Origin of the sequence: Methanobacterium aggregans, assembly GCF_017874455.1 — an archaeon.
Lineage (GTDB): Archaea > Methanobacteriota > Methanobacteria > Methanobacteriales > Methanobacteriaceae > Methanobacterium_C > Methanobacterium_C aggregans.
Genome location: NZ_JAGGLN010000006.1, coordinates 1 through 26828, shown reverse-complemented (window position 1 = coordinate 26828; position 26828 = coordinate 1). Strand labels below are relative to the sequence as shown.

Genomic DNA, 26828 nt, shown 5'->3' with positions numbered 1-26828 from the left:
TGGGGATTTGAATGGACTTTTCAAAATAAAAATTATCCATTCCCATCCATATTCACTTCCAAGGTTCTGAGACGGTTAATTGCAGCTGCGATCTCAAATCTACGTGGTCTTGCAAGGTTTGGAGGGTACCTTCCAGGATGGGCTGAGAGCACATCAAGCCCATTTTTATTTATATCCTTCTCCAGAAGATCTAAAACCTCCTTCAGTGTTTTTTTACCATCCATGTGCTTCTTTGATGCATGATAGATTGCATGGACTATGGATCGAGTCTGACTCGGGTCAATCAACTGCTCCACCTGAGAGAGATCTATTGTGTTCATGCCTAAAATTGCTGTAGAAACACCCTTAACATCGAGTTTCAGCTTCCTTCCCTTGAAGGGTTTTATACTCCCAGGTTTTGGGCAGCGTTTTTTAAATTTGAAGCTAGATTTAACTTCTTTTATACGTTTTACAGGAATATCATTTGCAACCCTCATTGCTTCTTCTGTTACATCGTGTGCAGTGTAGCTGTCCATCATCAGTACACTGTCTGCTGCATCGAAGTAGTCTCCGGATCCACCCATGACCATGATGGTTGACACTCCATGGTCCCTGTAAAGTTCCTTTATCCTGTCGATGAAGGGAGTTATAGGTTCCTTTTCCTTTGAAACCAGTTGCTGCATTCTCTGGTCGCGTATCATGAAGTTCGTGGCTGATGTGTCTTCATCAAAGAGGAGAACCTTTGATCCGATTTCCATTGCCTCGATGATGTTGGCTGCCTGGGATGTTGATCCCGAGGCATTTTCAGTTGAAAATTCAGAGGTGTCCATGATTCCGGGTGGTTTATGTATGAAAGAACTTATATCCACCCTTTCGATGTACCTTGAATCCTCTGCCCTTATTTTAACTGCAGAATCATCTGTCACAACGAACTGCCTGCCGTCACCAGGAACATGATTGTAAACACCCCTCTCCAGGGCAGTGAGCAGGGTTGATTTACCATGGTATCCCCCACCAACAACAATTGTGACACCTTCCCTGATCCCCATACCTGCAATAGGCCCATGGTTGAGTGTTTCAATGGTTACTCTCATTGAATCTGGTGATTTGAAGGCAACTGCATCTTTCATTGGATACTGGGAAACTCCACTCTCCCTGGGAAGTATGGATCCGTCTGCAATAAATGCAACCAAACCCATACCTGAAAGTGCTCCCCTTATGTAATCTGCATCCTCATAGGTTTTCACGTGTTCTTCAACATCATCATGTGGAAAGTTGCTGTGGAAGCAGGATGATTCAACAAGGGCTGGAAGTATGTTCATGAACATACCTGCAGCTGCTTTTCCCATGATCCTTCTGCCCTGTGCTGGAAGCCCCAACTGAAATCGTAGCTCCAGATCTCCATCAGCCAGGTTTACACAAGTTTTCTCAAGAACTTCCTGACCTCCACTGTCAATGCGGAAGGTTCCACTCTTACCACTACCCCTGATTCCTTTAACATGATGATCTATTGCACTTTTAAAGGCACGTGCTATGTAATCCTCAAGTGCAATTTTTCTCTGGCTGTTTTTAAGAAGTTCAGATGGAAATGAAGCATCTTTTCTTGAGACTTCCACCCTTAAAAGTGAGGGGCCTGCAAAGGGGTCTCTCTGAACATGATCAACATGTAATATGAAGCTTCCAAAATCATAAGTCCCCTTTATATCATTGTAGGCCTTGTATCCCCTTCCATCTATCCTTTTAAGTGTTTGGAGAAGTTTTTCCTTCGTTTGCATGTTTTAGTTTCTCCCAATATTACCTTAACCTTCAAATCCCATTTTTAACTAATATCTGTTCATCGTACCGGTGATGATTTAATTTGGAGTGATTTAATTTTTAAGGACAGTAACAATAATTAAAATGATTCCATACCTAAAAAATCAATCTTTCGAGCTATTACTACAAATCCTGTGGTTTTATTTCCATGATAAGTTGTGAAAACTGTTTCTTTAAACATTTCAACCGCAAATCTTGGCTCGATAAGTTCCATTAACTCTTTTCTTGTGTAATGGTGGGCTCTGAAAATTTCAGGGCTTTCAGGATTGCCATCCTCTGTTACAATGAAGGTTCCCATTTCCCCAGTCAGGGAAAAATCCTTCAGGTACCTATCTCTGTAAAGGGAATTGTCCCAGCTTTGCCCGAAATCTGCAAGGTAAAGAATTCCATCTTCCTTTAGAACTCTGCTTGCTTCATTCAGAACCATTTCCCTGTGTTCTGGATCAACCAGTGCCGTCATGAAGGCCTGTATCAAGCAGGCATCAAATGATCCTTCAGTATAGGGCAGATCCCGTGCATTTGCAACATCAAAACTCACCCTGTTTTTGTGTATCTGATTGAATTTTTTTGAAGCTTTACGAGCATTCTCCACAGCATCCTCATTGATATCAAAACCAACAACATCATATCCCTTTTCTTGCAACTTAAAAGCCATTCTTCCCCAGCCACATGCAAAATCAAGAACTTTAGAACCTTTTGGAACCATCTTAAAAAATGAATCATCTAGATGTACTGTGGAAGGAGTTTCCTTTCCCTTGAACTGTTTCCACCATGCTTCAGAATCCATGGTATAAATTGATCATGGTTATGGAAATGGTTATGGGCTGATTTTATGAACTCAAGGGATCTGCTGTGTGTCACTGGAGAAACTTCAAAAAGGATCAATATGTCATTTTTCAACAGAAAAACCAAATCCTTATCTGAATGTGCTCAAAGTCCAAAGGCTGATTTAAAGCCTAAAAATACATCCTTTATTGATGTTAACAGTGGATTTTTGATTTTCTCCAGATCCTTCATTCTTTCAAGCCTGTCTATCCTGAAGTAGAGTGGTGGATGAGTATCAAGTCGCAGCCAACTTGGAATTCTACTGGAAGGTTTCCTCTCATGGGCCAGACGTGCGTAACCGATTTTACGCAGGGACTCTGCAAGAACTTCAGGCTGACCTATTTTCATAGCAGAAACCAGGTCAGCTCGGGCTTCAAAAAACTTGGCAACGAAGTATATAGACCAAATCACAATGAATAGGTATAAAAAGGGTGATAAAACTACAACAGGGAGTAGAACTGTTAAACGTAGTATGAACTCCCCTGCTATAATTCCAAAAAGTATTAAAGGGTCTCTGCCCTGGAGATGGCTCAGTTCATGACCAATCACACTTAGTATTTCATCCTCCTCAAGGTGCACTAAGAGACCCGTTGTTATGAGCACCACTCCCCTCGTGGGACTGGGACCTGTTGCTGCGGCATTGGGAACCATGTTGTTGGAAATAACAATGCTGGGCATTGGAAGTCCAAATCTGTCAACTGCAGTCTTAACTATGCTGTAAACATTTACAACCTTGCTTGATTTGTGCTGTGGATTACAGGTCATGCCGTAGCTTTCAAAAACTTCTTCTCCAAGTTCACAGCTTGGTTCCTTCCCAACTGCCAGGGATCTTTTGTAGATCTCACTTTTCATGTTCATGATCATCTTTTTACTGAATTTTTTCTGGAATTCATCAAATTCTCCATTGGAAAGGTTGTACTGGACTACGTGCACGTATGGATTTTTTTCGGTGATTTTCCAGTGGCCTGTTCGCATGAATATCTTATCAGACAGGAGAACTATGCAGAACTGGATGAAGATAAACGCAAAAACACCGTACACCCCAAATAAAAGGAATAGAATAATGGTAATTGAAAAAAAGAGTATGTAAAGGAGGAGCATGTTACTCGTCAGCATCCTGATTGAAAGCCTTTTTCTGATGGTTGGAAGTTCTTCTGGAATGATGTCCTCACCCTCAACCCATGAAAAGTACAAAGTGGATCTGTTTATCTGTTCCTCATAGATCTTAACAACCAAAAGAAGATCCTCTTTTATTTCATCCAAAACAGAATCAGGTGTGCTGATAGATGCATCAACATCAACATGAATAGGACTGGATGCTTTAAGGAAAAAATCAGCATTCCATAATCTATTATCATCACTTGCTGTGAAGAATAGCCCTTCACGTGTTTTACGGATGTTTCTGAAGTTTTCAGGCTGCTGGCGTAGATAATAGAATCTTACAAAATGCAGTATTTTATCAATGTAAACTGGTGATATTTCAATATCCAATGGATAAGACCTGTTTTCAGACATTGATAAAACCTCTGATCAACTATTAGGCATAACAACAATATGTTAGGATATGGATATTATCAATCGTTTCATAGCTTCATTTATTTTTACATTATCTTATTTTAATCCATGAATATTATCAATTAATAATTCTGAAAAAGGAGGGTATTATAAATTTCCTAATATCTGAATTTTTTAAAATAAGTTTTCTTTATTTTTTTAAAAGAATTGTGTTTATCATGTGAACTCCAAATAAAAGGGAGAGTTTTATAGGTATAAAACCTACAAACTCCTCTTATCTGACTGTGCTTCCGCAAACTGATTTTAAAGCGGTGAAATATTCAAAAATGCTTCTGCACAGTGTACTTACTGTTCACTGTTTAACTGCTTGCTATTAATGTCATTCCTGGCTTGCTTGAGGTGGCCTTGAACATGGTACTGTAACCGTAGCTTCCGTATGGAACATCGTACCATCCACTGCTTCCGTAGAGCTGAACTGATCTGTGTCTGGATGAGTATGCTGTTGAGTACTGAACTATCCTTGATTGGATACCTGCAGCTGAAAGTTTGCTGTAGAGGTAAGCACTCATTGCCCAACAATCACCACTTCCACCACTTACCATTCCAGATGCTGTACTTGCTGAATGACTGTAGCCGTACTTTGCACCGCTTGCAAGGATCTCGGATAAACTGGATCCTGAGCTGGAGCTTGTACTTGTTGTAGTTTCGGTTTTGGTTGAAGTTTTTGTACTGGATGTGCTGGTTGTAGTTGTGGTACTTGCTGATGCACTACCGCTCCTTAACTCATGTGTTGAATCTGAAGAGCTGTCTGTGGAACTGTCTGAATCACTGGATGTTGAATCACTGAAACTTGCTGTAGAACTGGTTGAATCTGTAGAACTTGCTGTAGAACTACTTGAAGTTCCTGATGTTACTGAGAATGGATTTGTTCCTGTGAGTTGCGTCATTGCACCTACAGTTTCATTAGCCACCCATCCATCAACAGTTATGTTTGAATCTGTCTGGAAGTATTTAACAGCTAACTTGGTGTAGGAACCGAAGGATCCATCGATGTTTCCTGTGTAGTATCCCTGGTTTTTGAGCCATTTCTGTAGTGTGACAACTTGGTCTCCGTTTGCACCTATTTTCAAGCCATTGTCGGTAACCGCATTTGTTCCGACTGTATTTTGATTTGTACTTTGAGTTACATTGGTATTCTGGGTGTCAGCAGCCCCTGCAAATGGCAGAGTGCTGAACATCACACACAATGCAAAAATTGTTGCATATGTGGTTTTTCGCTTAATTTTATCGCCTCCGTGTCCAGATTGTTGAAAAAAACAACAATCGCCTCCGGACAAACACATGTTCACTTTGGCATTATATATAAAGATTACGGTTTATTTTTAAAAAATAGGCACGTTTAGAAGCTATTTAAGGAAAAAAAGCAAGTTTAAACCTTTTCATCGTACCCCTAATCCGATCTTACTAATTCATGCCCTATTTAAGGATTGGGGAACAAAATATGACCAAATTCAAAAAATAAAAACAATTAATGGCACTTATAACAAAATAAGCCCGAGTTAAAGGATTTATAAATCGGACATATCTCTTAAATTCAAATAAATGAGGATTAAGAATAAGTAAATAACCAATAAGAGAGATTTTTGCTATTAGAAGTAAATCAGAGGGATTGGGATATTTTAAGCGTGAATTTCATTAGTTATGAATAAAAACTCAATGAAGATGATTAATTTAATAAATGATCCTTGAAAAACTGGTCTTTTATTATTAGGAGCATTATGAATTAATAATGTGAATCCACGGGATCAAACTTTGAATCCTTTAGTTTAAATCATTCAGATGATCTTAAATCATTAGATGATCTCAACAAATCAACTAAAAAATTAAAAAACCTTTTTCAATCTCCTATCTCCTTAATTATTGCCTGGTGCATTCTCCTTATAAATTCCATTCTGTCCTCATACTTCAGAACATCCAGGTAGCTCTGGGCAACCAGGTTAAATGCAAATGGAGATGGTATTCTTGTGTTTATCTGTTTTATGTTCATTCTACCATCTTCTATGATCTCAAGGACTTTTTTAGCATTTTTAACATCCATGAAGTCTTCCATCACTTCACGTCTGGCTTCCCTCAGTATGGAAAAGTTTTCATCAAGATCCTTAACGAACTTCAGGAGGATCTTACCCTTCACCTGCTGACGCGATACACTCTTCTCCTGTCCCTTGTATCTGCGCAGTATCATGAGGGATCTGCCTGCACAGTGCCTGAACCTCCCTGCCAGGGTTTCAGTTTTATCAATGGCTTTGACAAGTATCTCCTCAATGTTCTCAGATTTGAGTTCATTGAAGGCATCGAGTCCACCGATCTTACCCTCAGAGCTCAGGTAAAATCCATTGTCTGAAACAGATATCATAACATCCCTCTTATATTTTCTGGCAATGATGTAGGCCACAGCCCTTGAAAGGGCATCGTTAACCCGTCTTCCAAAGAGAGAATGGAAAACCATGAATTTTCTTCCACCAAAACCTGTGTAAAACTCTACAAGAAGTGTTCTGGCACTTGGAATCACAGCATAGAGGTACTGTTCCCTGAAGTAGCTGTAAATTGAATTTGCAGCATTGTAATCCACGTAAAGGTACTCGTGTATGAAATCTATGATCTCCTCCTTACTCTTTCCTGCCTTGAACTTAACCTCCATCATTGCCCTGAAGTTCTGTATGGACATTGCAAGGTCAAATGCCAGGGGCAGCTGTTCAGAAAACCATGAAGGAATGGTTGGAGGTCCAGATGAGGGTGTTACATTCACCGTCATTCCCCTGGCATAATTGAAGCGGTATATGTTCCCACCAAGAACGAAGGTGTCACCCTTCCGGAGTTTTTCCATGAAATCCTCTTCAATATGTCCAACAACTTCACCAGCACATTTAACCCTTGCAGAGGACCTGTCAGGTATTGTGCCTATGTTGGTGGAGTAAAGCATTCTTGCAAGTTTTCCACGTTTACCCAGCATCTTGGTGTCCCAGTCAACCCATATCTTAGCGTAAACATACCTCTCCTCAAGGCTCGTGTACTCCCCTGCAAGGTAACTAAGTACACTTACAAAATCATTCTCTGAAAGGTTGCGGTAGGGATAACTGCCCTTGATAAGTGTGTATGCCTCATCAATAACCCATTTCTTCTCTATTGCCATTCCGTAGATCTGCTGGGAGAGCACATCCAGACAGTTGGATGGAATGTGTATCTCATCGATCCTTCCCTCCACTGCATTTTTCAGTATCAAGGAGCACTCAACCAGGTCGTCACGTTCAACAACTATTATCCTGCCCTTGGATTTGTCATGAAGCCTGTGGCCGCTTCGCCCTATGCGTTGAAGTGCACGGGAAACAGATTTAGGGGAGCTTACAAGGACAACCAGGTCAATGAACCCTATATCTATCCCCAATTCCAATGAAGTGGAAGACACAACAACTTTAAGCTCACCCTCCTTGAGTTTGTTTTCTGCTTCAAGCCGCAGCTCCTTGGAAAGGGATGAATGATGGGCCATTATATTATCTGTACTGTACTTATCTGGAAACTTCTTTTTAAGGTTGAAAACAACACTTTCAGTTCCACTACGTGTGTTCGTGAAGATCAGGGTTGTTTTGTGGGAGCTTATGAGTTCATCAAGAAGTGCGTAGAGGGATCTATTTATCTCCTCTGGATCCTCCTCCACTATGTCCTCAACAGGACTTAAAACCTTCATGTCAAGCTTTTTAAGGTAGTTAACATCGACCACCTTGCAGTTTCGAACCTCACCGTACTCATATCCCACAAGAAAACCTGCAATCTTCTCAAGTGGATGGACAGTTGCACTTAGCCCAATACGTGTGAAGTGTCCTGCAAGGTTTTGAAGCCTTTCAAGTGTTAAACTGAGATGTATTCCACGTTTGTTATCTGCAAGGGAATGGATCTCATCAACCACAACGTACCGAACATCCATGAGCTTTTCCCGGAACTTCGGAGCGCAGAGGAGGATTGAAAGTGTTTCTGGAGTTGTTATCATTATGTGGGGAGGTATCTTGAGCATTTTAGAACGTTCATAAGGGGTTGTGTCCCCTGTTCTAACCGCCTTTCTGATACCGAGTTTCCTTCCAGATATTTCCTCTATTTCAGAAAGGGGTTCTTCAAGGTTTTTCTCGATGTCATTGTCAAGGGCCTTTAAAGGTGAAATGTAGATACAGTAAACCTTATCTTCCAGCTCATCCCTCTCTGCCAAGGTAGTTAGCTCACTTATAACCGATAGGAATGCTGTTAGGGTTTTACCTGAACCTGTTGGTGAGGAAACCAGAACATTCACACGGTTGTGTATGTCCATGATTGCACGCCTTTGGGCCTCTGAAAAGGTTTTAAACTTGGATTTGAACCATTTATTAACCCATGGATGCAGTATTCTGTAAATTTCCTTGTCCTTGTAGGTTTTATCCTGTTTTTCTATCATTTTATCTTTAGTCTAGAATTTTTTAAATCAACCACATCTTTCAGTAAAACTGTTCCTTAACCCGTATTATGTCCCTTATCTTTCCAAAGTAGAGAACTTCAAAATTTTCAACTCCAAAAACCTCAAAATCATTGAAATCAACAGTCTTATCCTTTAAAAATGGGGATAATGCTTTTTCATGGAGAATATCCGATCCTTCAGTTACGAAGTTAAAAGAGGGCATCACCACCAGATTTTTACCCTTAAATCTGCCTTTAAGGAAGCATTTAATCTTTTCAAGACGTTCTCCACTCCTAATACCTATACATGGATGTTCATGACCTATTATGAGTGTTTCTTCATTGATTTTTTCCAGATCATCTGGAACCTTATCGCCGTGGAGTATTAAAAAGTTTTCAAGTGAAAAACTCTCGTAAACTTCCAAATCCATTCTCTCAGCTATGAACCTTGTGAAGTTATCATGGTTGCCCTTAATGAGCACAACATCCTGGAAGTTGTCCTTGAGAAACTCTATGAAGCTTGATATCTCATTCCATTCCTGGCGGGTGATCCTTCCAAATTCATGTTTCAGGTCACCGTTTACTATCACGCGACTGCAACGGGTTTTTTCAATGATCTCCCCAAGTCGAGCCAGGATCTTCTTATATTGAAACCTCGGAACCATTATACCCTCTGCATTAAGGGCCTCCTCGTATCCAAAGTGCAGATCTGATAAAATCAAATTGTCCTGAATTAAAAGAGCTAAATCTGTGATTTCAGCCCCATAAATATAGTTTTTATCCATTTAATTTGTTTTCTCCTTAAATTAGTTGATTTTATCCTTAAAATTCAATTTCATTAACATCTTATTATCTTGTTCTCATAGATCCTCAAAGGAATACAGGTAAAATTTTTTATTTTTTTATCCAGATATTCTACTTCTAATTTTATTTATAAATTATGTACTTGATGGTGAAAACTATTTTTTATGATATTTTTATGATGTTTATTTTTATAAATTTACAATGAATTCATCTTGATTTCAGTTGGGGATCATGAAAATGGTATTATACTACCAAATAACAGAGTAAATACATAAAACTAGTTTTAAGATCAAGCCCAGTTAAGGTAAATGTATAAAAGGGATATCCAATTAAATCAGTTAAAATGGATATCAAGTTAATAAGAAACTCCATATATTCTATAAAATAAGATACACAAGAAAAATGTTGGTGATTTTAATGCCAGATTCTGATAACTCAAGTAACATGGAAATCAAAGAGATTATTGAAAAATTAAATGATGAAGACCCAGAAATCCGAATTGAAGCTGCAAAAGCCCTTGGAAACTGTGGAAACGATGCTTTGGATCCTTTAATTGAATCCCTCAACGATGAAAACCCAAATGTAAGGTTTCATGCAGCCAAATCCCTTGGAAAAATAGGAAAACCTGCAATTAAGCCTCTGCTTGATGCCCTGAAGGATGATTCTGGTAACATGCAGAAGTACGCTGCATTCATTCTAAAAGATATAGGTGACAACAGTGTTGTTTCTGACCTTATAGAAGCCCTTAAATCTAAAGATTGGAGTGCCAGAAAATTTTCAGCCAAATCCCTTGGCGAAATAGGGGATAAAACTGCCACAGAACCATTGATAGAACTCCTGGGCGATGAGGACTGGGGAGTTAGAGTTGCTGTTACAAAGGCCCTGGGAGATATAGGTGATGAAAGAGCCATAGATCCTATTAAAAAGGCCAGACGTGCTGCAACCGGTGACAAGGATTTCAAGAAGGTTGCAAACAAAGCCTTGAAGAAGATAGGTAAATGAATGGATTTAATTTTCTTGAATCCATCCTTATCCAACTTCATTAAACATCAATATTACATTAAACATTATTCCTTATTTTGGATTATAAACCTCAGTAATCTGGTAAATATCTTCACGCCTATTTTTTAGAAGGGGAAGCTGATTTCGAACATCATTAATTCTGGATGAGTTTATCTCTGCATATATTATCTCTTCATGTGAACCAGCCCGACTCAATATCTTTCCCCATGGATCAACAACCATTGAATGGCCGTATGCAACGTATGAGAGTTCTTCGTTTCTTGCGGGAGAGGCAGCTGCAAGGTAAACCTGATTATCAACAGCTCTGACTCTCATCAAAGCTTCCCAATGGGCAGGACCAGTTGTCATGTTAAATGCTCCAGGTAACAGGATTAATTCAACTCCTTTATCCACCATTAAACGTGAAAGCTCTGGAAACCTTATGTCATAACATATAACAACCCCAATTTTGCAGAGATCAGTTTCAACCACTGTTATCCTGTCTCCGGCAGTCAGGGTTTCAGATTCCCTGAAGCTTATTTCTCCTGGAACATGGATGTCAAAGAGGTGCATTTTCCTGTGAACATCCATTATTTCGCCCTTTCTGTTGAAGATGAAACTGGAGTTGTAGAGTTTTCCATCATCGAGTTCAGGGATGGAACCTGCAACAACGTACACTCCAGAGTTTCTAGCAACCTCCGATATTCTCTCAAGAGTGCTGCTCTTTTCAACTGACTCTGCATACTCCCTGAATTTGCTGTTGTCGTAGGGGCAGTTGAACATTTCAGGCAGTAAAACCATTTCAGCCTTATTTTGGGCAGCAGATTCTATCATCTTCACAGCTCTTTTTACATTCACTTCTTTGTTGTCCAACACGTCCATCTGGCACACTGCGAGTTTAAAATGGTTTTTCATGGTATCTCCTGGTTAACAGAATTTTATTAATGATAAATTTATCAATAGTTTTAATACACATAATCAGTTCAAGGCGAACCCAAATAAGTATTAAAAACTTCATTTTAATATAAAGTTGTAGGTTCTTATAACATTTGATACATGAATTTAATTTATCTAAAGAAACCTTGTTTAGAGATGTATTAAATGTGCATTGAATTGAAGAATTCTGAATTAATTCCAACTGAATTTCATGAAAAGAATGGAGATACAAACATGTTTAAGGTAACCATTGAGAGAAACAAATGCACATCATGTGGAACCTGTGAAGATCTGTGTCCAGAATACTTTGAATTGGCTGAAGATGCTTTTGCACATATTAAAGGTTCCGAAAAGGCCGAAGTTGAAGAACTTGAACTTGAAGATGCAGACTGCTGTATTGATGCTGCAGAAAGCTGTCCTGTTATGTGTATCCATGTCTATGAAGATGGGGCTGAAGTGATTTAGAAATGTGGTTAAACGGAGGTTTCCTTTGTGTTTGAAGAAGAATTGAATACTTATAAAATATTCGTGAGTCATATCTCTGAGGAAGATGAGGAGTACACAAGATTCATTGATAAACTCAATGATTCCTATGATTTTCAGTGGGAAAACTATTCCGTTCCTGGAAAAAACTTGAAAGATGATATTTACAAACAGATTGAGCCTGTTGATGTGGTTGTAATTCTATCTGGTCTTTACTCCAAGAACAGTGCGCTTATCAAGATGCAGATGGATGTGGCCATGGAACTTGAAAAACCCGTGGTTGTTATCAGACCATGGGGTATGGAAGATGTGCCTGGAAACCTTGAATCAATGGCTTCAGGGGTTGTTGGATGGAACACCCATTGTGTGGTGGATAATATACGCAAAAGCGGACCTTACGATGATTATGATGAATACGATGATTGATGGTTACTTGATTTTACCATGACGTTATTATAAAATTTATTTCTTTATTTTTTGAAGGATCATGTCATTGAAAGCAAGGGGGATTTGATAGGTATGAGCTGCTACATAAGGCATATGAAGGAATTTTTGGGAGAAATTGGAATAAATCCAGGTTCAAAGGAAGAGAGAAAAGAAGTTGACCTTGCAGTTCGCAGGGCCATTGGTAGGGATGCTTCTGACAGGTGCAATGAGGTCTGGAGGGAAGTTAAGATCTGGCTTCAGGATGAAGATAAAAACCGTGAACTTAGTCTTAAACTCGAAAAAGAATTTAATTAATCACTCATTGAATTGTTTCTGAATTAAATAGGAATAGAAAATCGTGGCAGTATATCCAAGGAGAAATCATTTATAGGTATCTGTTCATAAATTGATGATTAACTATGAAAGATGAAGATCTAACTATAGAAACCTTAAAACAGGTTTTAAATGAAAGTAACTACATTCCTGACGACAGCATTGCTACAACTATTTTTTTGGCCTTAAAACTTAAAAAACCAGTGCTTGTTGAGGGTCCGCCAGGTGTGGGTAAAACTGAGCTTTCCAAAGCAGTTGCAAGGGCATTTGGAAGGGATTTTTTTAGGGTGCAGTGCTACGAGGGGATCACCTTCGAGCAGATAGTTGGGGAGTGGAACTATCAGAAACAGCTTTTACACCTTGAAATGTCCAAAATAACAAAAACTGAAGGAACCAATAGGGATGATGATGTTTTCAGTGGTGAATTTTTCATTAAAAGACCTCTTTTGTCTGCCTTTATGAATGAAAAACCTTCAGTGATCCTTATAGATGAGATCGATAAGGCTGATGAGGAAGTTGAAAGTTTTCTCCTTCAGGCACTTGGAGAGGGCCAGATCACAGTCAACGACCTTGGAACTTTCAGCCTGCAGAACGACCTCATGGTTATACTCACATCCAACTCCCAGAGGATGCTTCTTGATGAAACCAAGGATAGATGCCTGTTTTTATACATAGATTATCCTTCTTTTGAGAGAGAATTATCAATTGTAAAGTCCAGAGTGCCTGATGCATCACCAGAAATGTTGAAAAAAGTTGTGAGAATGATTCAAAGTATCAGAAAGCTTAACCTCACTAAAAAACCATCCATCAGGGCCACTGTGGATTGGGTTAAAACTGTTAGGGCATTTGGAAGTTCTGATGGAAACGATGCAACACTTAAAAAAACTGTTGGTGTTGTCCTAAAAAGTGAAGATGATAAAAAAAAGGTTTTGAAGGAGCTCTTCCACTCCAAGAAGTGAATAGGCTGAAAAAATACCTTCTCTTTCATCCCGTGAAAGTGAATATTCTGATCCTAAAAAAAATGATTGGAACAGGTTTTTATGGATAAAATAGTCAAATTTTCAGGACTTTTAAGGGAAAAGGGCATTCCTGCAAGTGTGAGAAGCACGCAAACTGCAATTGAAGCTTATAAACTTTTAAAAAAGGATTCAAATGAAAATGAAGACGTATTGAGGGATGCGCTTGCAGCCATATACTTGAAGGACAGAAGACAGTTTCCAACCTTTGAAAAAGCCTTTGATTCTCTTTTTCATCCAGGAGAATCAGATACAACTAAAGAAAGTGAAGAAGAAATCACAAACTCATCCAAAAAGCGTTACAATTCAAAAAGGTTCTTGAAGGCCTATAACTACTCCTTCAAGGTGATGGAACCTGAAAAGGTGGAGGCTGAAAAATCTGCTCTTGATGGTTTTGATTACATGCCCCCTCTGGATGAAAACCTCAAGAATGAGTTTGATGAATCTGAACTTCTTCAAAGGGACATAACCAAGCTGAATTCATTTGAACCAGAACTTCTGGATCTATGTCAGAAGCTTGGAAGGAAAATAGCCAATAAAAGAGCCCGCAGACGTAATGAATCCCGTAACATGCGGCCAGATATCCGCAGGACAATGCGTAAAAACCTCAAGTACGGTGGAACACTTATAGATCTTGTCAGGAGCAAACCCAAGATCAAAAAGAATGAACACATCTTCCTGAACGATGTCAGTGGTTCCTGTGACTGGATAAGCAGCTGGTTTTTTTGCATGGTCTACGCAGCTCAAACATCCTTCAATCGTGCTAGAATATTTGATTTCGACAACAAAACCCTTGAAACAACATCTGCCCTTGAAGAGGTCAATTTGATTGATGCATTCGTTAAGGTTCAGGATTTGAGGCAGAAAAGCAGCATGATACATGGCACATCCAACATGTACACTGCATTTAAAAGCTTCCAGAACCAGGCAAACATTAACAATAAATCCTATGTCCTGATTTTAAGTGACTGCAGGGACTGGGCCGGGCCAAAATCCGGTAAAAAACCTTTAAGTGCAGATGTCCTTGAAGAGATAGCTCGAAGGGCGAAGAGAGTTATTGTGCTTAACCCTGAAGCCCGTAATAAGTGGAACGTTGTTGACAGCTGTGTTTCCTACTACGAAGATGCTGGAGCTGATTTTTTCGAAGTGAGGAATCTCAGCCAGCTTGCAGATCTTGTGATGAACATATGAACTGAAAACACCATTCCTAAATTCCATGAAGATTTACATGAAAAAAACCGTATGATCTATTTTTAAATTCAATTTTAAAAATTTTTAAAGCTTGAATTATGTGAAAACTGATCTTCAAGAAATTCATGGGTAAAAAATAATAATCATAATATTTATAAATAAAACCAGGTATTTGAAGAAATGTTGGGGAGTGTCTTTAATGTCACTGCTTAATCTATCCATGAACTTGTTATTATCCAGTTTTACTGCAGTTTTGTTGATATTCACAGTTTTTAACACAAATTCAGTGGTGCTTTGGCTCCAGAATCAGTGGCTGGACATCCTATTTGCATTATTAATGGCTTTAATACTTGGTTTGGCTGTTGAAAAGATATACAAACATTTTTCACCAGAACCTAAAATTTTGAAGAACACATTAACACGTTTCACAGTCCCTGAAAGAACTCATGGGATGCTCATGCTTCCAAATTCTGAAAAGATTTCAATAAGGGGTGCTGAAACAGTTCTTGGAAGAGAAGATTTTTTAGGGGTTACATCTCCAGACAATCTGTTGTTTGTGGGTAAAGAACACTTAAAAATCATTAGAACCTTAGAAGGCTTTTTTATAGAAGATTTAAACACTAAAAATGGTACAAAAATAAATGAACATGAACTTAAGGGTCGTGAAAGGGTTAAACTAAATGATGGGGACAATATAGTGGTTGCAAAGATATTAGATCTTGAGTACCATGAAAAAAATCTGATCCCCTGAATTATGTATTATATGTATCTGACCATTTTCAACAGATCTTCAGCATCTCCTATTTTTTCTCTAAGATCCAGTTCAACATAAGCCTTTTTACCCCTGCTGTAGCTTGAGGAAACTATCAACTGTTTTTTACCAATCAACTTAATTCCATCAACTGGTGTGTGGCCCACTATCATGGCATTACAATTTACAACCTTTAAAAAACAGTCCAAATCTTTTTTGGAGTAATCTCCATAGCGGTTCCACAGTATCTGAAATAGATTAGTATTTCCAAGGTAACCCCCATCTGCAATGTTCACAAGGTTTTTGACACTTTTAACATCCTTAGGAGGTCCTGCATGGCTTATAAACACTTTGTTTTGAGTTCTAACTGCTACTGGAAGTTTTTCCAGGAAATCTGTGTATTCATCCAATTTTTCCCTCCACTTAGCTCCAAATTTTCCCTTGAGGAGAACTTCGAAGCTCAGGGTTTGGTTAACTCCGCCCTTGTAAATTGAAACATCTGAAATGGTTGCCCATTCATGGTTTCCAAGGAGTAAGTGAAAGTTTCTGAAGGTTTCGCAGTGGGACTTCACATAATCCAGAAGTTCCAGGGATCTGTCGTCTTCAGCACCCATGGCATGTATGAGATCGCCGGTTATTATGAAGTAATCATTAACATCCTTAAAATCTTTCCATATCTGAATAAATCTGTTGAAATCCTCTAAGTTACCATGTAAGTCCGTTACAATAAGTGCACGGCCCTTTTTAGGTAGTTCTATAAGTTTTCCATTGTACAGACCCATAATATTAATTTGTGTTTTTTTAGTATTTGTACTTGTAGGAATTGTTGGAAACTGGATTATTATTTTGAGAATAAGATCACATACCTATAACCCTCATGGGGATTCAAGGATTTAAATTAAAAAAATATATCCTATCTTCTTCAATGAAAGTATATGAATTAGCTTTACTTGAAATTTACATAGGTTATATTAAATATAATAAAGATTAAGGGAGTTTATAGAAGGAGAGATTGTGTGGGAAACGTGGATTATGGTAAAAATAATGTAAAAAACTCCAAAACCCGTGAAAGGCTAACAATTTTTACTCTTGCATTACCCATGTTTATATGGTCCTTCAGCGCAGGAATTGTAACCATATCCCTTCCAACAATCTCCCAATATCTGGATATTGGTACTGGAATGGTTTCATGGGTTGTTGTGGCCCATTTAATTATTTTAACAAGTTTTCTCTTGATATTTGGAAGGCTTGGAGATTACATAGGTTATAAAAAGGTTTTTCTTTATGGAATCCTATTATTTACAATTGGATCTTACTTCTGTGGCATATCCCTTGATATTTTTCAGCTCATAGCTTCAAGAATATTTCAGGGTGTGGGCTCCGCAATGATGCTTTCAATGACCCCAGCACTTGTATCATCCAATTTCGAACACCATAGAAGAGGTTGGGCCTTTGGATACATCTCACTTGCAACAACCCTTGCACTTGCACTTGGATACGGTGTTGGAAGTTTTATAACAGAAAATATGGGATGGCACTGGATCTTTTTCAGCACAGTACCAATGGGAATCTTTGCAATTTACATGGTTAGAACTGTGATTCCCCATGAGGAAATAACCAAAAAACGGCCCAAATTTGATTTGGCAGGTTCACTTCTGGTTTTTCTTGCAGTTATGAACCTGATCCTGCCACTTGAACTTGGTAAAACAATAGGATGGACTTCTCCACTTATTATGGGCACATTTTCACTTTCAGTTATCATTACAGTGATATTCTTTGTGTGGGAGTCCAGGCAGGCCTGTCCTCTCTTTGATGTTTCACTCTTAAAAAATTTGCAGCTTAGCTTTTCAATAACTGCAGCTTTCCTGATAAGCACAGTCCTTACTGGAACGATTTTTTTACTGCCATTTTACCTGGAACTTGTTATGGGTTACAGTACAGATTTTGCAGGTCTTCTGATCCTTGCACCAACCCTGCTCATCATCTTTGCAGGCCCAATTTCCGGCCGCATATCAGATAAGTTTGGTTCACGTATCCCCACAATCATAGCGGGCATAACACTGACTGTTGCACTGATTCTTTTTACCCTTCTAAACCAGACTATTGGTATTGTGTTCATATTCATTGCACTTGCTGTTAGATCACTTTCAGAGGGAATATTTTCACCTGCAAATACCAAACAGGTAATGAGCCACAGTAAAGCTGAAAAAATGGGCTCTGTTTCAAGCCTCTTGAACACAGGCAAATATTTGGGCCTTGTAATGGGTGTTGTATTGTTCGAAACAGTCTTTGAAGCAACTATAAAAACTAATTCTTCAAATATTGAAGGTATGACCTCAAATGGTGCCTTTCAGATGAGTGCACCTGTAAACACTCTTTTAACAGGTTTTCATGATGCATTCCTAATGGGGGTTGTGATAAGTATTTTAATATTGATCTTCATACTACTGTCCCATGAAAATTCAGAAATTGAAAATTCAGAGGTTCCATCAAAACCCGAAGATCTCTAAAATCCACCAATAGGATATTGAATATAATTTTTGAATATATCTAAAATAAAAAAAGAAGATAAAAAAAAAGTTTAAACTTGAATTCTAATTTTAAGGATAGTTATGTAGGAAGGTACTGCAGATCAAATACTTCATTTGGTGTAATATTGTCTTTAATATAACCAATACGTTTTTGAATGTCTATTATCTTTAATGTGTCTGTCTCAAATTGATCTGAAGGGATTGCCACAAATTTAACATGTTCCACAGCTACTTCCTCACTTTTAAGGTTAACTCCTAATTTTTTTGACACAATTTTTGCTGTTTCATCTTTATGGTTGTTGACGTAATCTGTTGCTTCCATATGTACCCTTAAGAATTTTCTGAGAAGTTCAGGCTTTTTATTTATGAAACTTTCACTTGCAACAACAACACAACATGGATAGTTCTTCCATATGTCACCCGAATACATAAACACATTCCCAGTACTTGAAAGGTTTGAAATGGACACGTAGGGTTCCCACGCTATAAATCCATCAATTTCTCCACTTTTCAAGGCTCCTGGCATGAGTGGTACCTCCATTTCATGGATTTTAACTTCACTAATGTTTAAACCATTCTTCCAAAAGAGATAATTCAAGAGAACATCCTGTATTGAACCATTCTTAGGTACTGCAATTGTTTTCCCTTCAAGATAATTGACAGAAGTCACACTAAGATTTTTAGCAACAACTATGCCACTTCCTTCTTCGTTCACCGCTGCAACAACTTTTATGGGTTTTTTCTGGCTGATGGCAGTTGTAACTGGTGTAACTCCACAGTAACCAATATCGATCTTTCCATCATTTAATGCATCTACAAGGCTTGAACCATCCCTGAATGGAACCAACTGCATATTTACTCCTTCCTTCTCAAACATTCCCTTTGCATCTGCAACAAAGAGTGCAGAATCATGGTTAGTGGGAAGGTAGCCTACAGTGATAGTTTCCTCTGAAACTGTGTAATAGTTATATGTGCCCCCAACAAGGCATACTGTTAAGATCGTTGCAAATAAAATTATTATATACCTTTCCATGTGAACCAACCTGATTTTTTATAAAATCTGATAAAATCTTTCTATTTTCATCTTATTAAAATAAGATGCGTTAACTGGAGCTGAAAAAGTCCAGAGTCAGATTTTTACCCCCACCAAGTTCCATTGGAGGTTTAAGTTCCTTGAATTCAAGCTGGTATTCCTCCAATAGTTCCATTGCATCGTCTGTTACCGATGGTGCAACCAGCATGCCCCTGACGAATTCCTTGTGATCCATGAAGCAGTCCATGTACTTCTTCAGCTGTTTCACAGCGTTAACACCTGCACGTCGGCTTTTAAGTTCAAGAACCATTAATGTGCCATTTTTATCCTTTCCAAGTATGTCAATGAATCCGTTTTCTGTTTGATATTCCCTGCTTGTTGGTCTGAACCCTTCTTCAATGAGTTCTGGGCTTTCAAAAACCATTTCCCTCATGTTTTCCTCGTAACCTGCAAGTTCCAGTTCCTTGGAATCTTCCCCAATGAAATATGATGCCATGTAGGTGGAGTGGATTTCCACTTCCAGACTTTCAGGTGGGTTTCTTCTTGAGCCTGTGATATGGAGGATGCCGTTTTTCAGATTTGCCTTGCAGTTGGATTTAGGTGGCTGCCAGTTTACAGGTTCCAGGTTTCTGTCCTGGTGAACCATGAATGATCCGTCTGGCTTGATTATGATGAATCTATCACCGGATCCCAAACGGCTCCGGGCCCTGCCCTGATATAAAACCTTGCAACATGCCATTAGAACTATGAAAGCTCTTTTTGATATTCCTTCATTTATGATTTCAAATGTGCGCTGGATATCTGGATTTTTCTCTGATAAAAATTTCATAGAATCATTTTTAACGGAACTGACAGAAATACCTCACCTATAATATGTTTTACATTATTTTTAATAATTATTCAGTATTTCCAGGTCAAAAAACAGTCCAATCAAATATATAATCCCCCAAATATAGATAATAATAGTGCTTATAAATTACTTAAAAGTTCTGATGAAGTCATTAAGAGCTTCAGGTGTTAAATTTGAAGACAAAATCTCATTGGAAGATGATCTTAATTTACATACTCCTTGTAATTAGTTTACTGATATTGTTAAGCAGCATACTCTACAACTGGTCTAAAAATCCTCTGAAAAGCTTCTTTTATGCAGTTATAACAGCAATTATAATTGGTTTTGGTTTAATATACCTTCAAAGAAGGCTTGAATCAAAGCCGAAAATGGAAGAAGATACAGTATTGATAAAACCCCAAAATCTACTTGCAAAGCTTGTTTTGGATAATAAAAATGAGGTCGTTATAAAAAACTATGAACATGTACTTGGAAGGGAAGATTTTTTAGGTCTTGTTTCATCTGAAAAGCTTTTATTTATAGGAAAAACTCATTTCAGGCTCACAAAGTTTGATGATGGGGTTTACATTGAGGATCTCCACACTAAGAATGGGACCATGATCAATGGACGTAACATAAAGGGTCTTGGAAAAATAAAACTGGGAGATGGAGATGAAATATGTGTTGCAAAGGTTTTGAATCTCCATTATCTGGAGGAGAATTCCTTAACTTAATTCAAAGTTTCTATTTAAATATATAACTCCTTGAAAGTACACTCTGATTATTTTGCATTAACTGTGTTAAATAAGAAAAATTATAAGAATCCTCTGACAATAATCCATTGAGTTAGATTCAATCTTAAGTAATGAATGGTGAAGGGTTAATAAAATGTTTCCAACATGGATGATGGCAGGAATATGGGGTTTGTTTGCAGGCTCAGCACTGCTCGTTGGTGCTGTTGCAGGGTACTTCTTCAAAATTCCACAGCGTATCATCGCAGCCATAATGGCATTTGGTGCAGGAGTTCTGATGTCCGCAGTTTCATTCGAACTTCTCAGTGAAGCCTACACTGTTGGAGGAGTTTACAATGTTATCCTTGGATTTCTCCTTGGAGCAACCATTTTTACAGCTGCAAATATCTACCTTGCACGCAGCGGTGCCAAGCATCGTAAACGTTCCGATAAAAAGATGTTATCAGGAAATGGTTTTGAAAGCAGCGGCCCTGCAATTGCAGTGGGTTCCATCATCGATGGAATACCTGAATCCATAGCCATAGGACTCACCATGATCGAGGGAGGTGTTGTGAGCACTGCAACAGTTGTTGCAATATTTCTCTCAAACATACCTGAAGGTCTTTCAAGTTCTGCAGGACTCAAAACAATGGGCTGGCGTGCAGCGCCTGTATTTCTCCTCTGGATTGGAGTAACCATCTGCACAGGTTTTTCATCCCTTGCAGGTTACACCATATTCGGTCATTTCGATCCTGGAGTTATAGCAATTGTTTTATCTCTTTCAGCAGGTGGTATCCTTGCCATGCTCGTTGACACCATGATTCCTGAAGCTTTTTCAGAAACACATAACCTTGCAGGTATGATAACGGTACTGGGGTTCATAATTTCCTTCATTCTATCGAAGTTAGGTTAAAACTTGATTTTAAAGTTTATGAATTAAATTTAAAGGTTTGAATTGGTTTAAGATTGAAACTTCTCATAAAATTATTTTCAAATCTACCTTTTTAACTGTGCTACATTTGGAGTTAATGATGATTTTTATTTATGAAAAATTGTTTCATTGGATTTTGAAGAAGGCGTTCATTGAAGTCAATTATGAGTTCAAAATTCATTCAAATTATTTACATGAATTCACATACTACTAACATGGAATGCAAGTACTGTAAAATTCTGGAAAAGGAGAACTTCGGGGATCTTCTTTTAGAAACTCGTCACTGGATAGTTTTTTTAGCACCCAACCAGAGTCTCATTGGAACCTGTGTTTTGGCGTTGAATAGACATTTAGAGAATTTATCAGGCCTTGAACTGGAGGAATGGCAGGATTTCGCATTTCTGGTTAAAAGAATGGAACATACTTTAAAGGGGGCCTTCAATGCCACCATGTTCAACTGGGGCTGTTTGATGAATGCATCTTACCTGAAGAACCCCCCAGAACCACACCTTCACTGGCATTTAATACCTCGTTACAACCATGAAGTGAAATTGAATGGTTTAACATTTGAAGATGTATACTTCGGCCATATGAAACCCCAACCCATTAAGAACATATCTCTCCAAACCAGAAAAATTATTTCAGACAAAATAAGGGAGAATCTTTGAGATTGAATTGAAGTTATATCCAACAGTAAATGGGCAGTACCTATAAAAAGCTTTATAAAAAAAATAATGTTGTGTTATATCAATTAAAATGTAAAAATTCTTAATATGAACTTGATACACTGTTTACCCTATTTTATAATATTTTTTTAGTTCATAGTAAAAAAAATGGTTGAAATTTGATTAAAAAGGATCTGTAACTATTTTTTTAAAAAAATTCTTTTAAAATTAAAGGTTAATAATGAAGTTAGAGGAGAGCTGGAATTCCCATGTTAAAACCGTCATTTGAATACTTGAAAGACTTTGAATTCAAATCTGGAGATGTTTTGGAAGAATTGAAGATGGAGTACGCCAGTTTTGGAACTGCCAGGAAGGATGCCCATGGTAATATAACCAATGGAGTACTTTTCATCCATGGATCCTCTGGTGACTACGGATCTGTAAAGCGTTTCAAGCCCATTATGGGGCCTGGGAAGGCCATTGATACTGATAAATATTTCATAATCTGCACAACTTCCCTGGGATCTGGAGGATCGTCCAAACCATCAAACTCGGGTTTGGGTGCTGATTTTCCGAGGTACACAGTGAAAGATATGGTTAATGCACAGTACCGTCTTTTAAATGAAAAATTAAACATCAAACATCTTAAAGGTGTGGTTGGAACATCCATGGGCGGTTTTCAGAGTCTTGAATGGGCAGTGCGACACCCTGATTTTATGGATTTTATTGTACCCATTGTAACGGGTCCATCTGTTAAGGGCAGGAATCTGTTAATGTCTGAGCTTTGCAACTCCATAATCCAGAAAGATCCAGATTATCAAAGGGGCAGGTACATTCACAACCCAGAAGATGCACTTGAAAAGGTTAACAAGCTCGAGTTCTTATTTGTCTTCTCAGATTCTTACTATCATCATGAGTTCAGTGATAATGCTGAGTTGCTCCATGCTTTTAATGAACAGGGAATTGAAGGTAGAAAAATGGATGCCAACGATGTTGTCTGGAGGAATGATGCTGCAATTTCCTACAACCTGGAACCAGAGTTATCTAAGATCAAAGCAAAAACCCTTATTATTGGTATTGAAGAGGATAATTTCTTCCCACCAGAATTGGATGCTATTCCACTTTCAAAAGCTATAGATAATTCAGAACTGGTTTTGTATAAATCTAAACTGGGCCATCTGGGTATCAATGAAGTTGAAAAAATGGAAACCCCCATTGAAAATTTTTTATCTCAATTTTAGATGTTCCTATGAGAATATATTAATATATTTTTATTTTTTTTTATTAAAAGAGTTGTTTCAGTAAGGTATTGATAAAAAGTTGTTTAAAATAGGGGATTAATAAAAATGAGGATTGAGATAGATTTTGAAATCTGAATCAATCATTATCAGGTAATTCCCCATATTTCTCGTAGTGATGGAATGATTCAAAAAAATTTGGAGCTTCAGGATACATCTTCGCGAAATCTGCAAATTTTTTAAGTTTGTTTATGGTTGAAGAATTCAAAATATGTTCCATTGCACATGCTTCTTCATCTGCAGTATCCATATCTACACCTAGGATATTTAAAAAGTTTTTAATTATATCATGTTTGTGTATAACATTCTCTGCTATCTCAAACCCCTTTTTGGTGAGATTTATATCCCCGTAACGTTCGTATGAGACAAGTTCACTTTCAGAAAGTTTTTTGATTGCTTCAACAACACTCGGAGGTTTAACGTTAAGATTCAATGCAATATCCTTAACTTTTATGGTTCCATTGTTTTTTTGAAGGTTGTACATGACCTCCAGATAGTCTTCAATACTCTTGGTAAGTTTCAGAGAACTGCTCATCTAATTAACCTCCTCTTCATTCATTATCTTGTTCTCTATTTAATTATTTTCCCCTTCATCTGCAGAAGCATCCTCTGCATCATCATCTCTGTCCTTGTCAGATTCTTTAGTAACCCATTTTACATGAACAGAGTCATTACTGCACATTCCACAACTTTCACAGTCGTGTTTAAGGGTTTTTTTAAGGGATCTTTTCAATAAATCAAGAATTTTCATTTGATCACCATATAATATCGATTTTTTTTATCCAAGTATAAGGTGGAGTATGGTTCCAACAACCAGCGCCATGCCCATCATGAGTGCAAGTGTTTTCAGAGTATCTTTAATTCCAATTTCCTTCAGGAGGATAACAAGGGTTGCGATACATGGAAAACTCACTGCAAGAACTGTTGATGCAACAACCAGCTGGTTGATTCCAAGGTTCAATGGTGCAAGCATTGCAGTTGCAAGATCCTTTCTTAAGAGTCCCATTACAAGGGCACCTATTGCATCGTTTGGAAGTCCAAAGAGGTTTGAAAGTACAGGGGAAAGTGCTGCAATAATAACATTCATAATACCGAATATGTAGAGGAGGTTGATTGCAAGAACTCCAAGGAAAACAAAGGGTACAGCTTCAATTACAAAAGCCTTAACCCTGAACCATGTCTTTTTCAGGAGGGTGTTAAGGTGTGGGATTCTGTATGGAGGTATTTCAAGGAACACCTCAGGACTTTCACCCTTGATCAGTCTGTTAAGGAGCATTCCCACAAATATGAATATTAAGAAGAGGGTTCCATAAACTATTGCAATATACTGCAGACCGTAGGGACCTAAAAGGCCAATTATAACTGCGGTTTGGGCCATGCATGGTACTGAAATTGCTATCAATGTTGCAGCTATGAATTTTTCACGTTTACCCTCAAGTATCCTTGTTGACATGACTGCAGGAAAATTGCAACCGAATCCGAGTATTATTGGTATTACTGAGTATCCGTGAAGCCCTATTTTATGCATCAAACTATCGATGAGCACTGCGAGTCTTGGAAGGTATCCAAAATCCTCAAGAACTCCCAGCATGAAGTAGAAGAACAGTATGTATGGCAGTACAACTGCAAATTCCACGTACACCCCAGTTGTTAGGATTCCAAAGGATGTTGCATCTTGGTATCCTGTTCCCACAAGAATTGACTGTACTATGCTGTTTGGGAACCACCCTGAAATCAGATTGGTTATGAATGGTCCGTAGTAGTTGTAGTAGAAGGGATCCATGATGTAGGTTATCATCATGTTGCTTAATCCCACAACAACTTCTAGGGTTATGTAAAGAACTACGGCTGCAATGACAAATCCAAAAACTGGATGTACAGATGCGTCTTCTAACCTTTCAAGTATGGTTGGATGTCTGTGCTCTATTCTCTGAACATCATCCAAGATATTGCCTATAAATGCCCATCTCTCATCACCATTCATGGAAGTGATCTTAGGCTTGTAACTATCCATACCCTTTGAAACTTCATTTATTTTGGATACTGTTTCATTTATTCCCTCACCAGTTACTGCTGTTGCAGGTATAACAGGAACTCCAAGTGATTTTGTGAGTTTCTCCAGATTTATGTGAACTCCTTTCCTCTTTGCTGCATCCCACATGTTGAGAACTATCACAGTTGGAATTCCAGACTCAAGTATCTGTAGTGTGAGAAACAAGTTTCGCTCAAGGTTGGTTGAATCAAGGACATTCACAACGAGATCAGGTTTTTCATCAAAGAACATGTCCCTTGCAACTTCTTCAGCTTTGCAGGATGGAGTTAATGAGTAGGTGCCCGGGACATCCATCATGTCTGCTTCTTCAGTTCCAACATTTATTTTTCCCTTGGTGTAACCCACAGTTGTTCCAGGGTAGTTTGAGGATACTACATGAACACCTGTGAGTCTTGAGAATACAACACTTTTACCCACATTGGGATTACCCATTAAAAGTATTTTCATGGGCAACCTCCACCAGTATCTTTGAAGCCATTCCTTGACCTATGGCTATTTTACATCCTCCAATTTCAATTACAACAGGTCCATGGAAGGGTGCTGAAGATATCTTACGAAGAGATTTACCTTTCCTTAAATTTAAAGATTCAAGACGTTTTTTGAAACCAAGCCCGCCTTTTATTTCCACTATAACTGCATTTTCGCCTACTGAGAGTTTTGTAAGTGAGATCATTACCATTCCTTCCATATATAATTTTGATAAATTTGATAATTCTACTGGGTAATCTAATTCAAATCACAAGTGTTAGGTAAACCTAACCCCATTAGGTAAACCTAACATTTTTATGATATATAAATTTTGTGTTTTTATTAGGGTAAGAAAATAGCAGGTATCTGTAAGTGGCTTAATTTAAAATTTGATCTACAGAATACTTGGTGAATTAATAATTAAAAATCAGTGAATAAAAAAAAATGGATCCTCAAATCTTGAAGTTAAGTTTCAGTTTTAAAATAAATTATATTAATTAAAGGGGGTTCCACGTTCATAGCACTACCAAATGATAGATACTATGAAGTGGATCACAGGTGTTAAATCACCTGGATAATTTAAATGGGGTTAAAAATAATTTTTAACATAAAATAAAGTATTTTAATTGTTTTAAAGTTTAGAAAAATGTGTTTTATTTTAGTAATATAATTTTAAAGGGTATGGCCGGCAGCGTTAAAGAGTTCCCATAGACTCCCGTCTACAGTACAATCAAAAA

Annotated in this window: 26 protein-coding genes; 12 read left to right on the top strand and 14 right to left on the bottom strand. The window is 38.0% G+C overall.

Translation table 11 applies throughout. The features are described from left to right. Positions 1-32: 32 nt before the first annotated feature. From J2756_RS09535 to J2756_RS09510, 6 genes are all read right to left on the bottom strand, one after another. On the bottom strand, positions 33-1754 hold the full coding sequence (locus J2756_RS09535; protein ID WP_209585070.1) for an ABC-ATPase domain-containing protein: 1722 nt from the start codon (positions 1752-1754) through the stop codon (positions 33-35). Between the two features lie 119 nt (positions 1755-1873). After that, on the bottom strand, positions 1874-2581 hold the full coding sequence (locus J2756_RS09530; RefSeq protein WP_209585067.1) for a class I SAM-dependent methyltransferase: 708 nt from the start codon (positions 2579-2581) through the stop codon (positions 1874-1876). Between the two features lie 143 nt (positions 2582-2724). Further along, on the bottom strand, positions 2725-4134 hold the full coding sequence (locus tag J2756_RS09525) for a M48 family metalloprotease (protein ID WP_209585064.1): 1410 nt from the start codon (positions 4132-4134) through the stop codon (positions 2725-2727). Positions 4135-4493: 359 nt separating this feature from the next. Further along, positions 4494-5471, bottom strand: coding sequence for a peptidoglycan-binding domain-containing protein (locus tag J2756_RS09520; protein WP_209585062.1), 978 nt, complete (start codon positions 5469-5471; stop codon positions 4494-4496). A 560-nt stretch (positions 5472-6031) separates the two neighbouring features. Beyond that, positions 6032-8611 carry an ATP-dependent helicase gene (locus tag J2756_RS09515; RefSeq protein ID WP_209585060.1) on the bottom strand — a complete coding sequence of 860 codons (2580 nt, stop codon included), beginning with the start codon at positions 8609-8611 and terminating at the stop codon, positions 6032-6034. A 40-nt stretch (positions 8612-8651) separates the two neighbouring features. Beyond that, positions 8652-9395: a metallophosphoesterase gene (locus J2756_RS09510; RefSeq protein ID WP_209585058.1), complete on the bottom strand. Its 744-nt coding sequence runs from the start codon at positions 9393-9395 to the stop codon at positions 8652-8654. Positions 9396-9831: 436 nt separating this feature from the next. Here J2756_RS09510 and J2756_RS09505 point away from each other — a divergent pair, with 436 nt between their 5' ends. Beyond that, positions 9832-10416, top strand: a complete 585-nt coding sequence (locus J2756_RS09505; RefSeq protein ID WP_245316022.1) for a HEAT repeat domain-containing protein — start codon at positions 9832-9834, stop codon at positions 10414-10416. A 72-nt stretch (positions 10417-10488) separates the two neighbouring features. On the opposite strand, the gene J2756_RS09500 is transcribed toward J2756_RS09505, so the two are convergent. Beyond that, the gene (locus tag J2756_RS09500; RefSeq protein ID WP_209585056.1) at positions 10489-11331 is read right to left on the bottom strand and encodes a carbon-nitrogen hydrolase family protein; all 843 of its coding nucleotides are present in this window, start codon (positions 11329-11331) and stop codon (positions 10489-10491) included. Positions 11332-11517: 186 nt separating this feature from the next. Here J2756_RS09500 and J2756_RS09495 point away from each other — a divergent pair, with 186 nt between their 5' ends. The 6 genes from J2756_RS09495 (at position 11518) to J2756_RS09470 (ending at position 15552) form a co-directional block, all read left to right on the top strand. Further along, positions 11518-11817: a ferredoxin gene (locus tag J2756_RS09495; RefSeq protein ID WP_245316021.1), complete on the top strand. Its 300-nt coding sequence runs from the start codon at positions 11518-11520 to the stop codon at positions 11815-11817. A 27-nt stretch (positions 11818-11844) separates the two neighbouring features. Further along, positions 11845-12261, top strand: coding sequence for a TIR domain-containing protein (locus J2756_RS09490; protein WP_209585054.1), 417 nt, complete (start codon positions 11845-11847; stop codon positions 12259-12261). Between the two features lie 93 nt (positions 12262-12354). Then, complete coding sequence (locus J2756_RS09485) at positions 12355-12576, top strand: hypothetical protein (protein ID WP_209585051.1); 222 nt, start codon at positions 12355-12357, stop codon at positions 12574-12576. 104 nt (positions 12577-12680) lie between these two features. After that, positions 12681-13553 (top strand): AAA family ATPase, encoded by an 873-nt coding sequence (locus J2756_RS09480; protein WP_209585048.1) that lies wholly within the window; start codon positions 12681-12683, stop codon positions 13551-13553. Between the two features lie 81 nt (positions 13554-13634). Continuing rightward, the gene (locus J2756_RS09475; RefSeq protein ID WP_209585046.1) at positions 13635-14801 is read left to right on the top strand and encodes a vWA domain-containing protein; all 1167 of its coding nucleotides are present in this window, start codon (positions 13635-13637) and stop codon (positions 14799-14801) included. Between the two features lie 199 nt (positions 14802-15000). Further along, positions 15001-15552 carry an FHA domain-containing protein gene (locus tag J2756_RS09470; RefSeq protein ID WP_209585044.1) on the top strand — a complete coding sequence of 184 codons (552 nt, stop codon included), beginning with the start codon at positions 15001-15003 and terminating at the stop codon, positions 15550-15552. 8 nt (positions 15553-15560) lie between these two features. On the opposite strand, the gene J2756_RS09465 is transcribed toward J2756_RS09470, so the two are convergent. Further along, on the bottom strand, positions 15561-16334 hold the full coding sequence (locus tag J2756_RS09465; RefSeq protein WP_209585042.1) for a metallophosphoesterase: 774 nt from the start codon (positions 16332-16334) through the stop codon (positions 15561-15563). 234 nt (positions 16335-16568) lie between these two features. Between J2756_RS09465 and J2756_RS09460 the strand changes: the two genes are divergently transcribed. Continuing rightward, positions 16569-18062: an MFS transporter gene (locus tag J2756_RS09460; RefSeq protein WP_209585040.1), complete on the top strand. Its 1494-nt coding sequence runs from the start codon at positions 16569-16571 to the stop codon at positions 18060-18062. A gap of 100 nt (positions 18063-18162) precedes the next feature. Here J2756_RS09460 and J2756_RS09455 read toward each other — a convergent pair whose 3' ends face one another. Further along, the gene (locus tag J2756_RS09455) at positions 18163-19116 is read right to left on the bottom strand and encodes an ABC transporter substrate-binding protein (RefSeq protein ID WP_209585038.1); all 954 of its coding nucleotides are present in this window, start codon (positions 19114-19116) and stop codon (positions 18163-18165) included. A 70-nt stretch (positions 19117-19186) separates the two neighbouring features. Further along, a complete protein-coding gene (gene nucS / locus J2756_RS09450) occupies positions 19187-19945 on the bottom strand; it encodes an endonuclease NucS (protein WP_209585036.1) in 759 nt (252 codons plus the stop codon). Between the two features lie 194 nt (positions 19946-20139). Here nucS and J2756_RS09445 point away from each other — a divergent pair, with 194 nt between their 5' ends. The 4 genes from J2756_RS09445 (at position 20140) to J2756_RS09430 (ending at position 23513) form a co-directional block, all read left to right on the top strand. Next, complete coding sequence (locus tag J2756_RS09445) at positions 20140-20679, top strand: FHA domain-containing protein (RefSeq protein ID WP_209585033.1); 540 nt, start codon at positions 20140-20142, stop codon at positions 20677-20679. A gap of 154 nt (positions 20680-20833) precedes the next feature. Next, positions 20834-21589: a ZIP family metal transporter gene (locus tag J2756_RS09440; protein ID WP_209585031.1), complete on the top strand. Its 756-nt coding sequence runs from the start codon at positions 20834-20836 to the stop codon at positions 21587-21589. Positions 21590-21801: 212 nt separating this feature from the next. Then, positions 21802-22275 (top strand): HIT family protein, encoded by a 474-nt coding sequence (locus J2756_RS09435; RefSeq protein WP_245316020.1) that lies wholly within the window; start codon positions 21802-21804, stop codon positions 22273-22275. Between the two features lie 266 nt (positions 22276-22541). After that, positions 22542-23513 carry an alpha/beta fold hydrolase gene (locus J2756_RS09430; protein ID WP_209585029.1) on the top strand — a complete coding sequence of 324 codons (972 nt, stop codon included), beginning with the start codon at positions 22542-22544 and terminating at the stop codon, positions 23511-23513. A gap of 136 nt (positions 23514-23649) precedes the next feature. On the opposite strand, the gene J2756_RS09425 is transcribed toward J2756_RS09430, so the two are convergent. Genes J2756_RS09425 through J2756_RS09410 form a run of 4 tightly spaced genes read right to left on the bottom strand, consistent with a single transcriptional unit; the run spans position 23650 to position 26296 of the window. Then, positions 23650-24105, bottom strand: coding sequence for a metal-dependent transcriptional regulator (locus J2756_RS09425; protein ID WP_209585028.1), 456 nt, complete (start codon positions 24103-24105; stop codon positions 23650-23652). Positions 24106-24144: 39 nt separating this feature from the next. Then, positions 24145-24321, bottom strand: coding sequence for a hypothetical protein (locus tag J2756_RS09420; protein WP_209585026.1), 177 nt, complete (start codon positions 24319-24321; stop codon positions 24145-24147). A gap of 27 nt (positions 24322-24348) precedes the next feature. Then, on the bottom strand, positions 24349-26070 hold the full coding sequence (locus tag J2756_RS09415; RefSeq protein WP_209585024.1) for a ferrous iron transporter B: 1722 nt from the start codon (positions 26068-26070) through the stop codon (positions 24349-24351). Then, positions 26048-26296: a FeoA family protein gene (locus J2756_RS09410; protein ID WP_209585023.1), complete on the bottom strand. Its 249-nt coding sequence runs from the start codon at positions 26294-26296 to the stop codon at positions 26048-26050. The genes J2756_RS09415 and J2756_RS09410 overlap by 23 nt, the downstream gene beginning before the upstream one ends. Positions 26297-26828 lie beyond the last annotated feature (532 nt).

What these genes read in the sequence shown, in the direction of transcription:
- J2756_RS09470 (WP_209585044.1), top strand. Translation starts at nt 15,001, where the DNA reads ATGTCACTGCTTAATCTATCCATGAACTTGTTATTATCCAGTTTTACT.
- J2756_RS09510 (WP_209585058.1), bottom strand. Translation starts at nt 9,395, where the DNA reads ATGGATAAAAACTATATTTATGGGGCTGAAATCACAGATTTAGCTCTT.
- J2756_RS09530 (WP_209585067.1), bottom strand. Translation starts at nt 2,581, where the DNA reads ATGGATTCTGAAGCATGGTGGAAACAGTTCAAGGGAAAGGAAACTCCT.
- J2756_RS09480 (WP_209585048.1), top strand. Translation starts at nt 12,681, where the DNA reads ATGAAAGATGAAGATCTAACTATAGAAACCTTAAAACAGGTTTTAAAT.
- J2756_RS09500 (WP_209585056.1), bottom strand. Translation starts at nt 11,331, where the DNA reads ATGAAAAACCATTTTAAACTCGCAGTGTGCCAGATGGACGTGTTGGAC.
- J2756_RS09505 (WP_245316022.1), top strand. Translation starts at nt 9,832, where the DNA reads ATGCCAGATTCTGATAACTCAAGTAACATGGAAATCAAAGAGATTATT.
- J2756_RS09455 (WP_209585038.1), bottom strand. Translation starts at nt 19,116, where the DNA reads ATGGAAAGGTATATAATAATTTTATTTGCAACGATCTTAACAGTATGC.
- J2756_RS09535 (WP_209585070.1), bottom strand. Translation starts at nt 1,754, where the DNA reads ATGCAAACGAAGGAAAAACTTCTCCAAACACTTAAAAGGATAGATGGA.
- J2756_RS09430 (WP_209585029.1), top strand. Translation starts at nt 22,542, where the DNA reads ATGTTAAAACCGTCATTTGAATACTTGAAAGACTTTGAATTCAAATCT.
- J2756_RS09435 (WP_245316020.1), top strand. Translation starts at nt 21,802, where the DNA reads ATGAATTCACATACTACTAACATGGAATGCAAGTACTGTAAAATTCTG.
- J2756_RS09515 (WP_209585060.1), bottom strand. Translation starts at nt 8,611, where the DNA reads ATGATAGAAAAACAGGATAAAACCTACAAGGACAAGGAAATTTACAGA.
- J2756_RS09475 (WP_209585046.1), top strand. Translation starts at nt 13,635, where the DNA reads ATGGATAAAATAGTCAAATTTTCAGGACTTTTAAGGGAAAAGGGCATT.
- J2756_RS09525 (WP_209585064.1), bottom strand. Translation starts at nt 4,134, where the DNA reads ATGTCTGAAAACAGGTCTTATCCATTGGATATTGAAATATCACCAGTT.
- J2756_RS09410 (WP_209585023.1), bottom strand. Translation starts at nt 26,296, where the DNA reads ATGATCTCACTTACAAAACTCTCAGTAGGCGAAAATGCAGTTATAGTG.
- J2756_RS09465 (WP_209585042.1), bottom strand. Translation starts at nt 16,334, where the DNA reads ATGGGTCTGTACAATGGAAAACTTATAGAACTACCTAAAAAGGGCCGT.
- J2756_RS09415 (WP_209585024.1), bottom strand. Translation starts at nt 26,070, where the DNA reads ATGAAAATACTTTTAATGGGTAATCCCAATGTGGGTAAAAGTGTTGTA.
- J2756_RS09440 (WP_209585031.1), top strand. Translation starts at nt 20,834, where the DNA reads ATGTTTCCAACATGGATGATGGCAGGAATATGGGGTTTGTTTGCAGGC.
- J2756_RS09485 (WP_209585051.1), top strand. Translation starts at nt 12,355, where the DNA reads ATGAGCTGCTACATAAGGCATATGAAGGAATTTTTGGGAGAAATTGGA.
- J2756_RS09420 (WP_209585026.1), bottom strand. Translation starts at nt 24,321, where the DNA reads ATGAAAATTCTTGATTTATTGAAAAGATCCCTTAAAAAAACCCTTAAA.
- J2756_RS09425 (WP_209585028.1), bottom strand. Translation starts at nt 24,105, where the DNA reads ATGAGCAGTTCTCTGAAACTTACCAAGAGTATTGAAGACTATCTGGAG.
- nucS (WP_209585036.1), bottom strand. Translation starts at nt 19,945, where the DNA reads ATGAAATTTTTATCAGAGAAAAATCCAGATATCCAGCGCACATTTGAA.
- J2756_RS09495 (WP_245316021.1), top strand. Translation starts at nt 11,518, where the DNA reads ATGTGCATTGAATTGAAGAATTCTGAATTAATTCCAACTGAATTTCAT.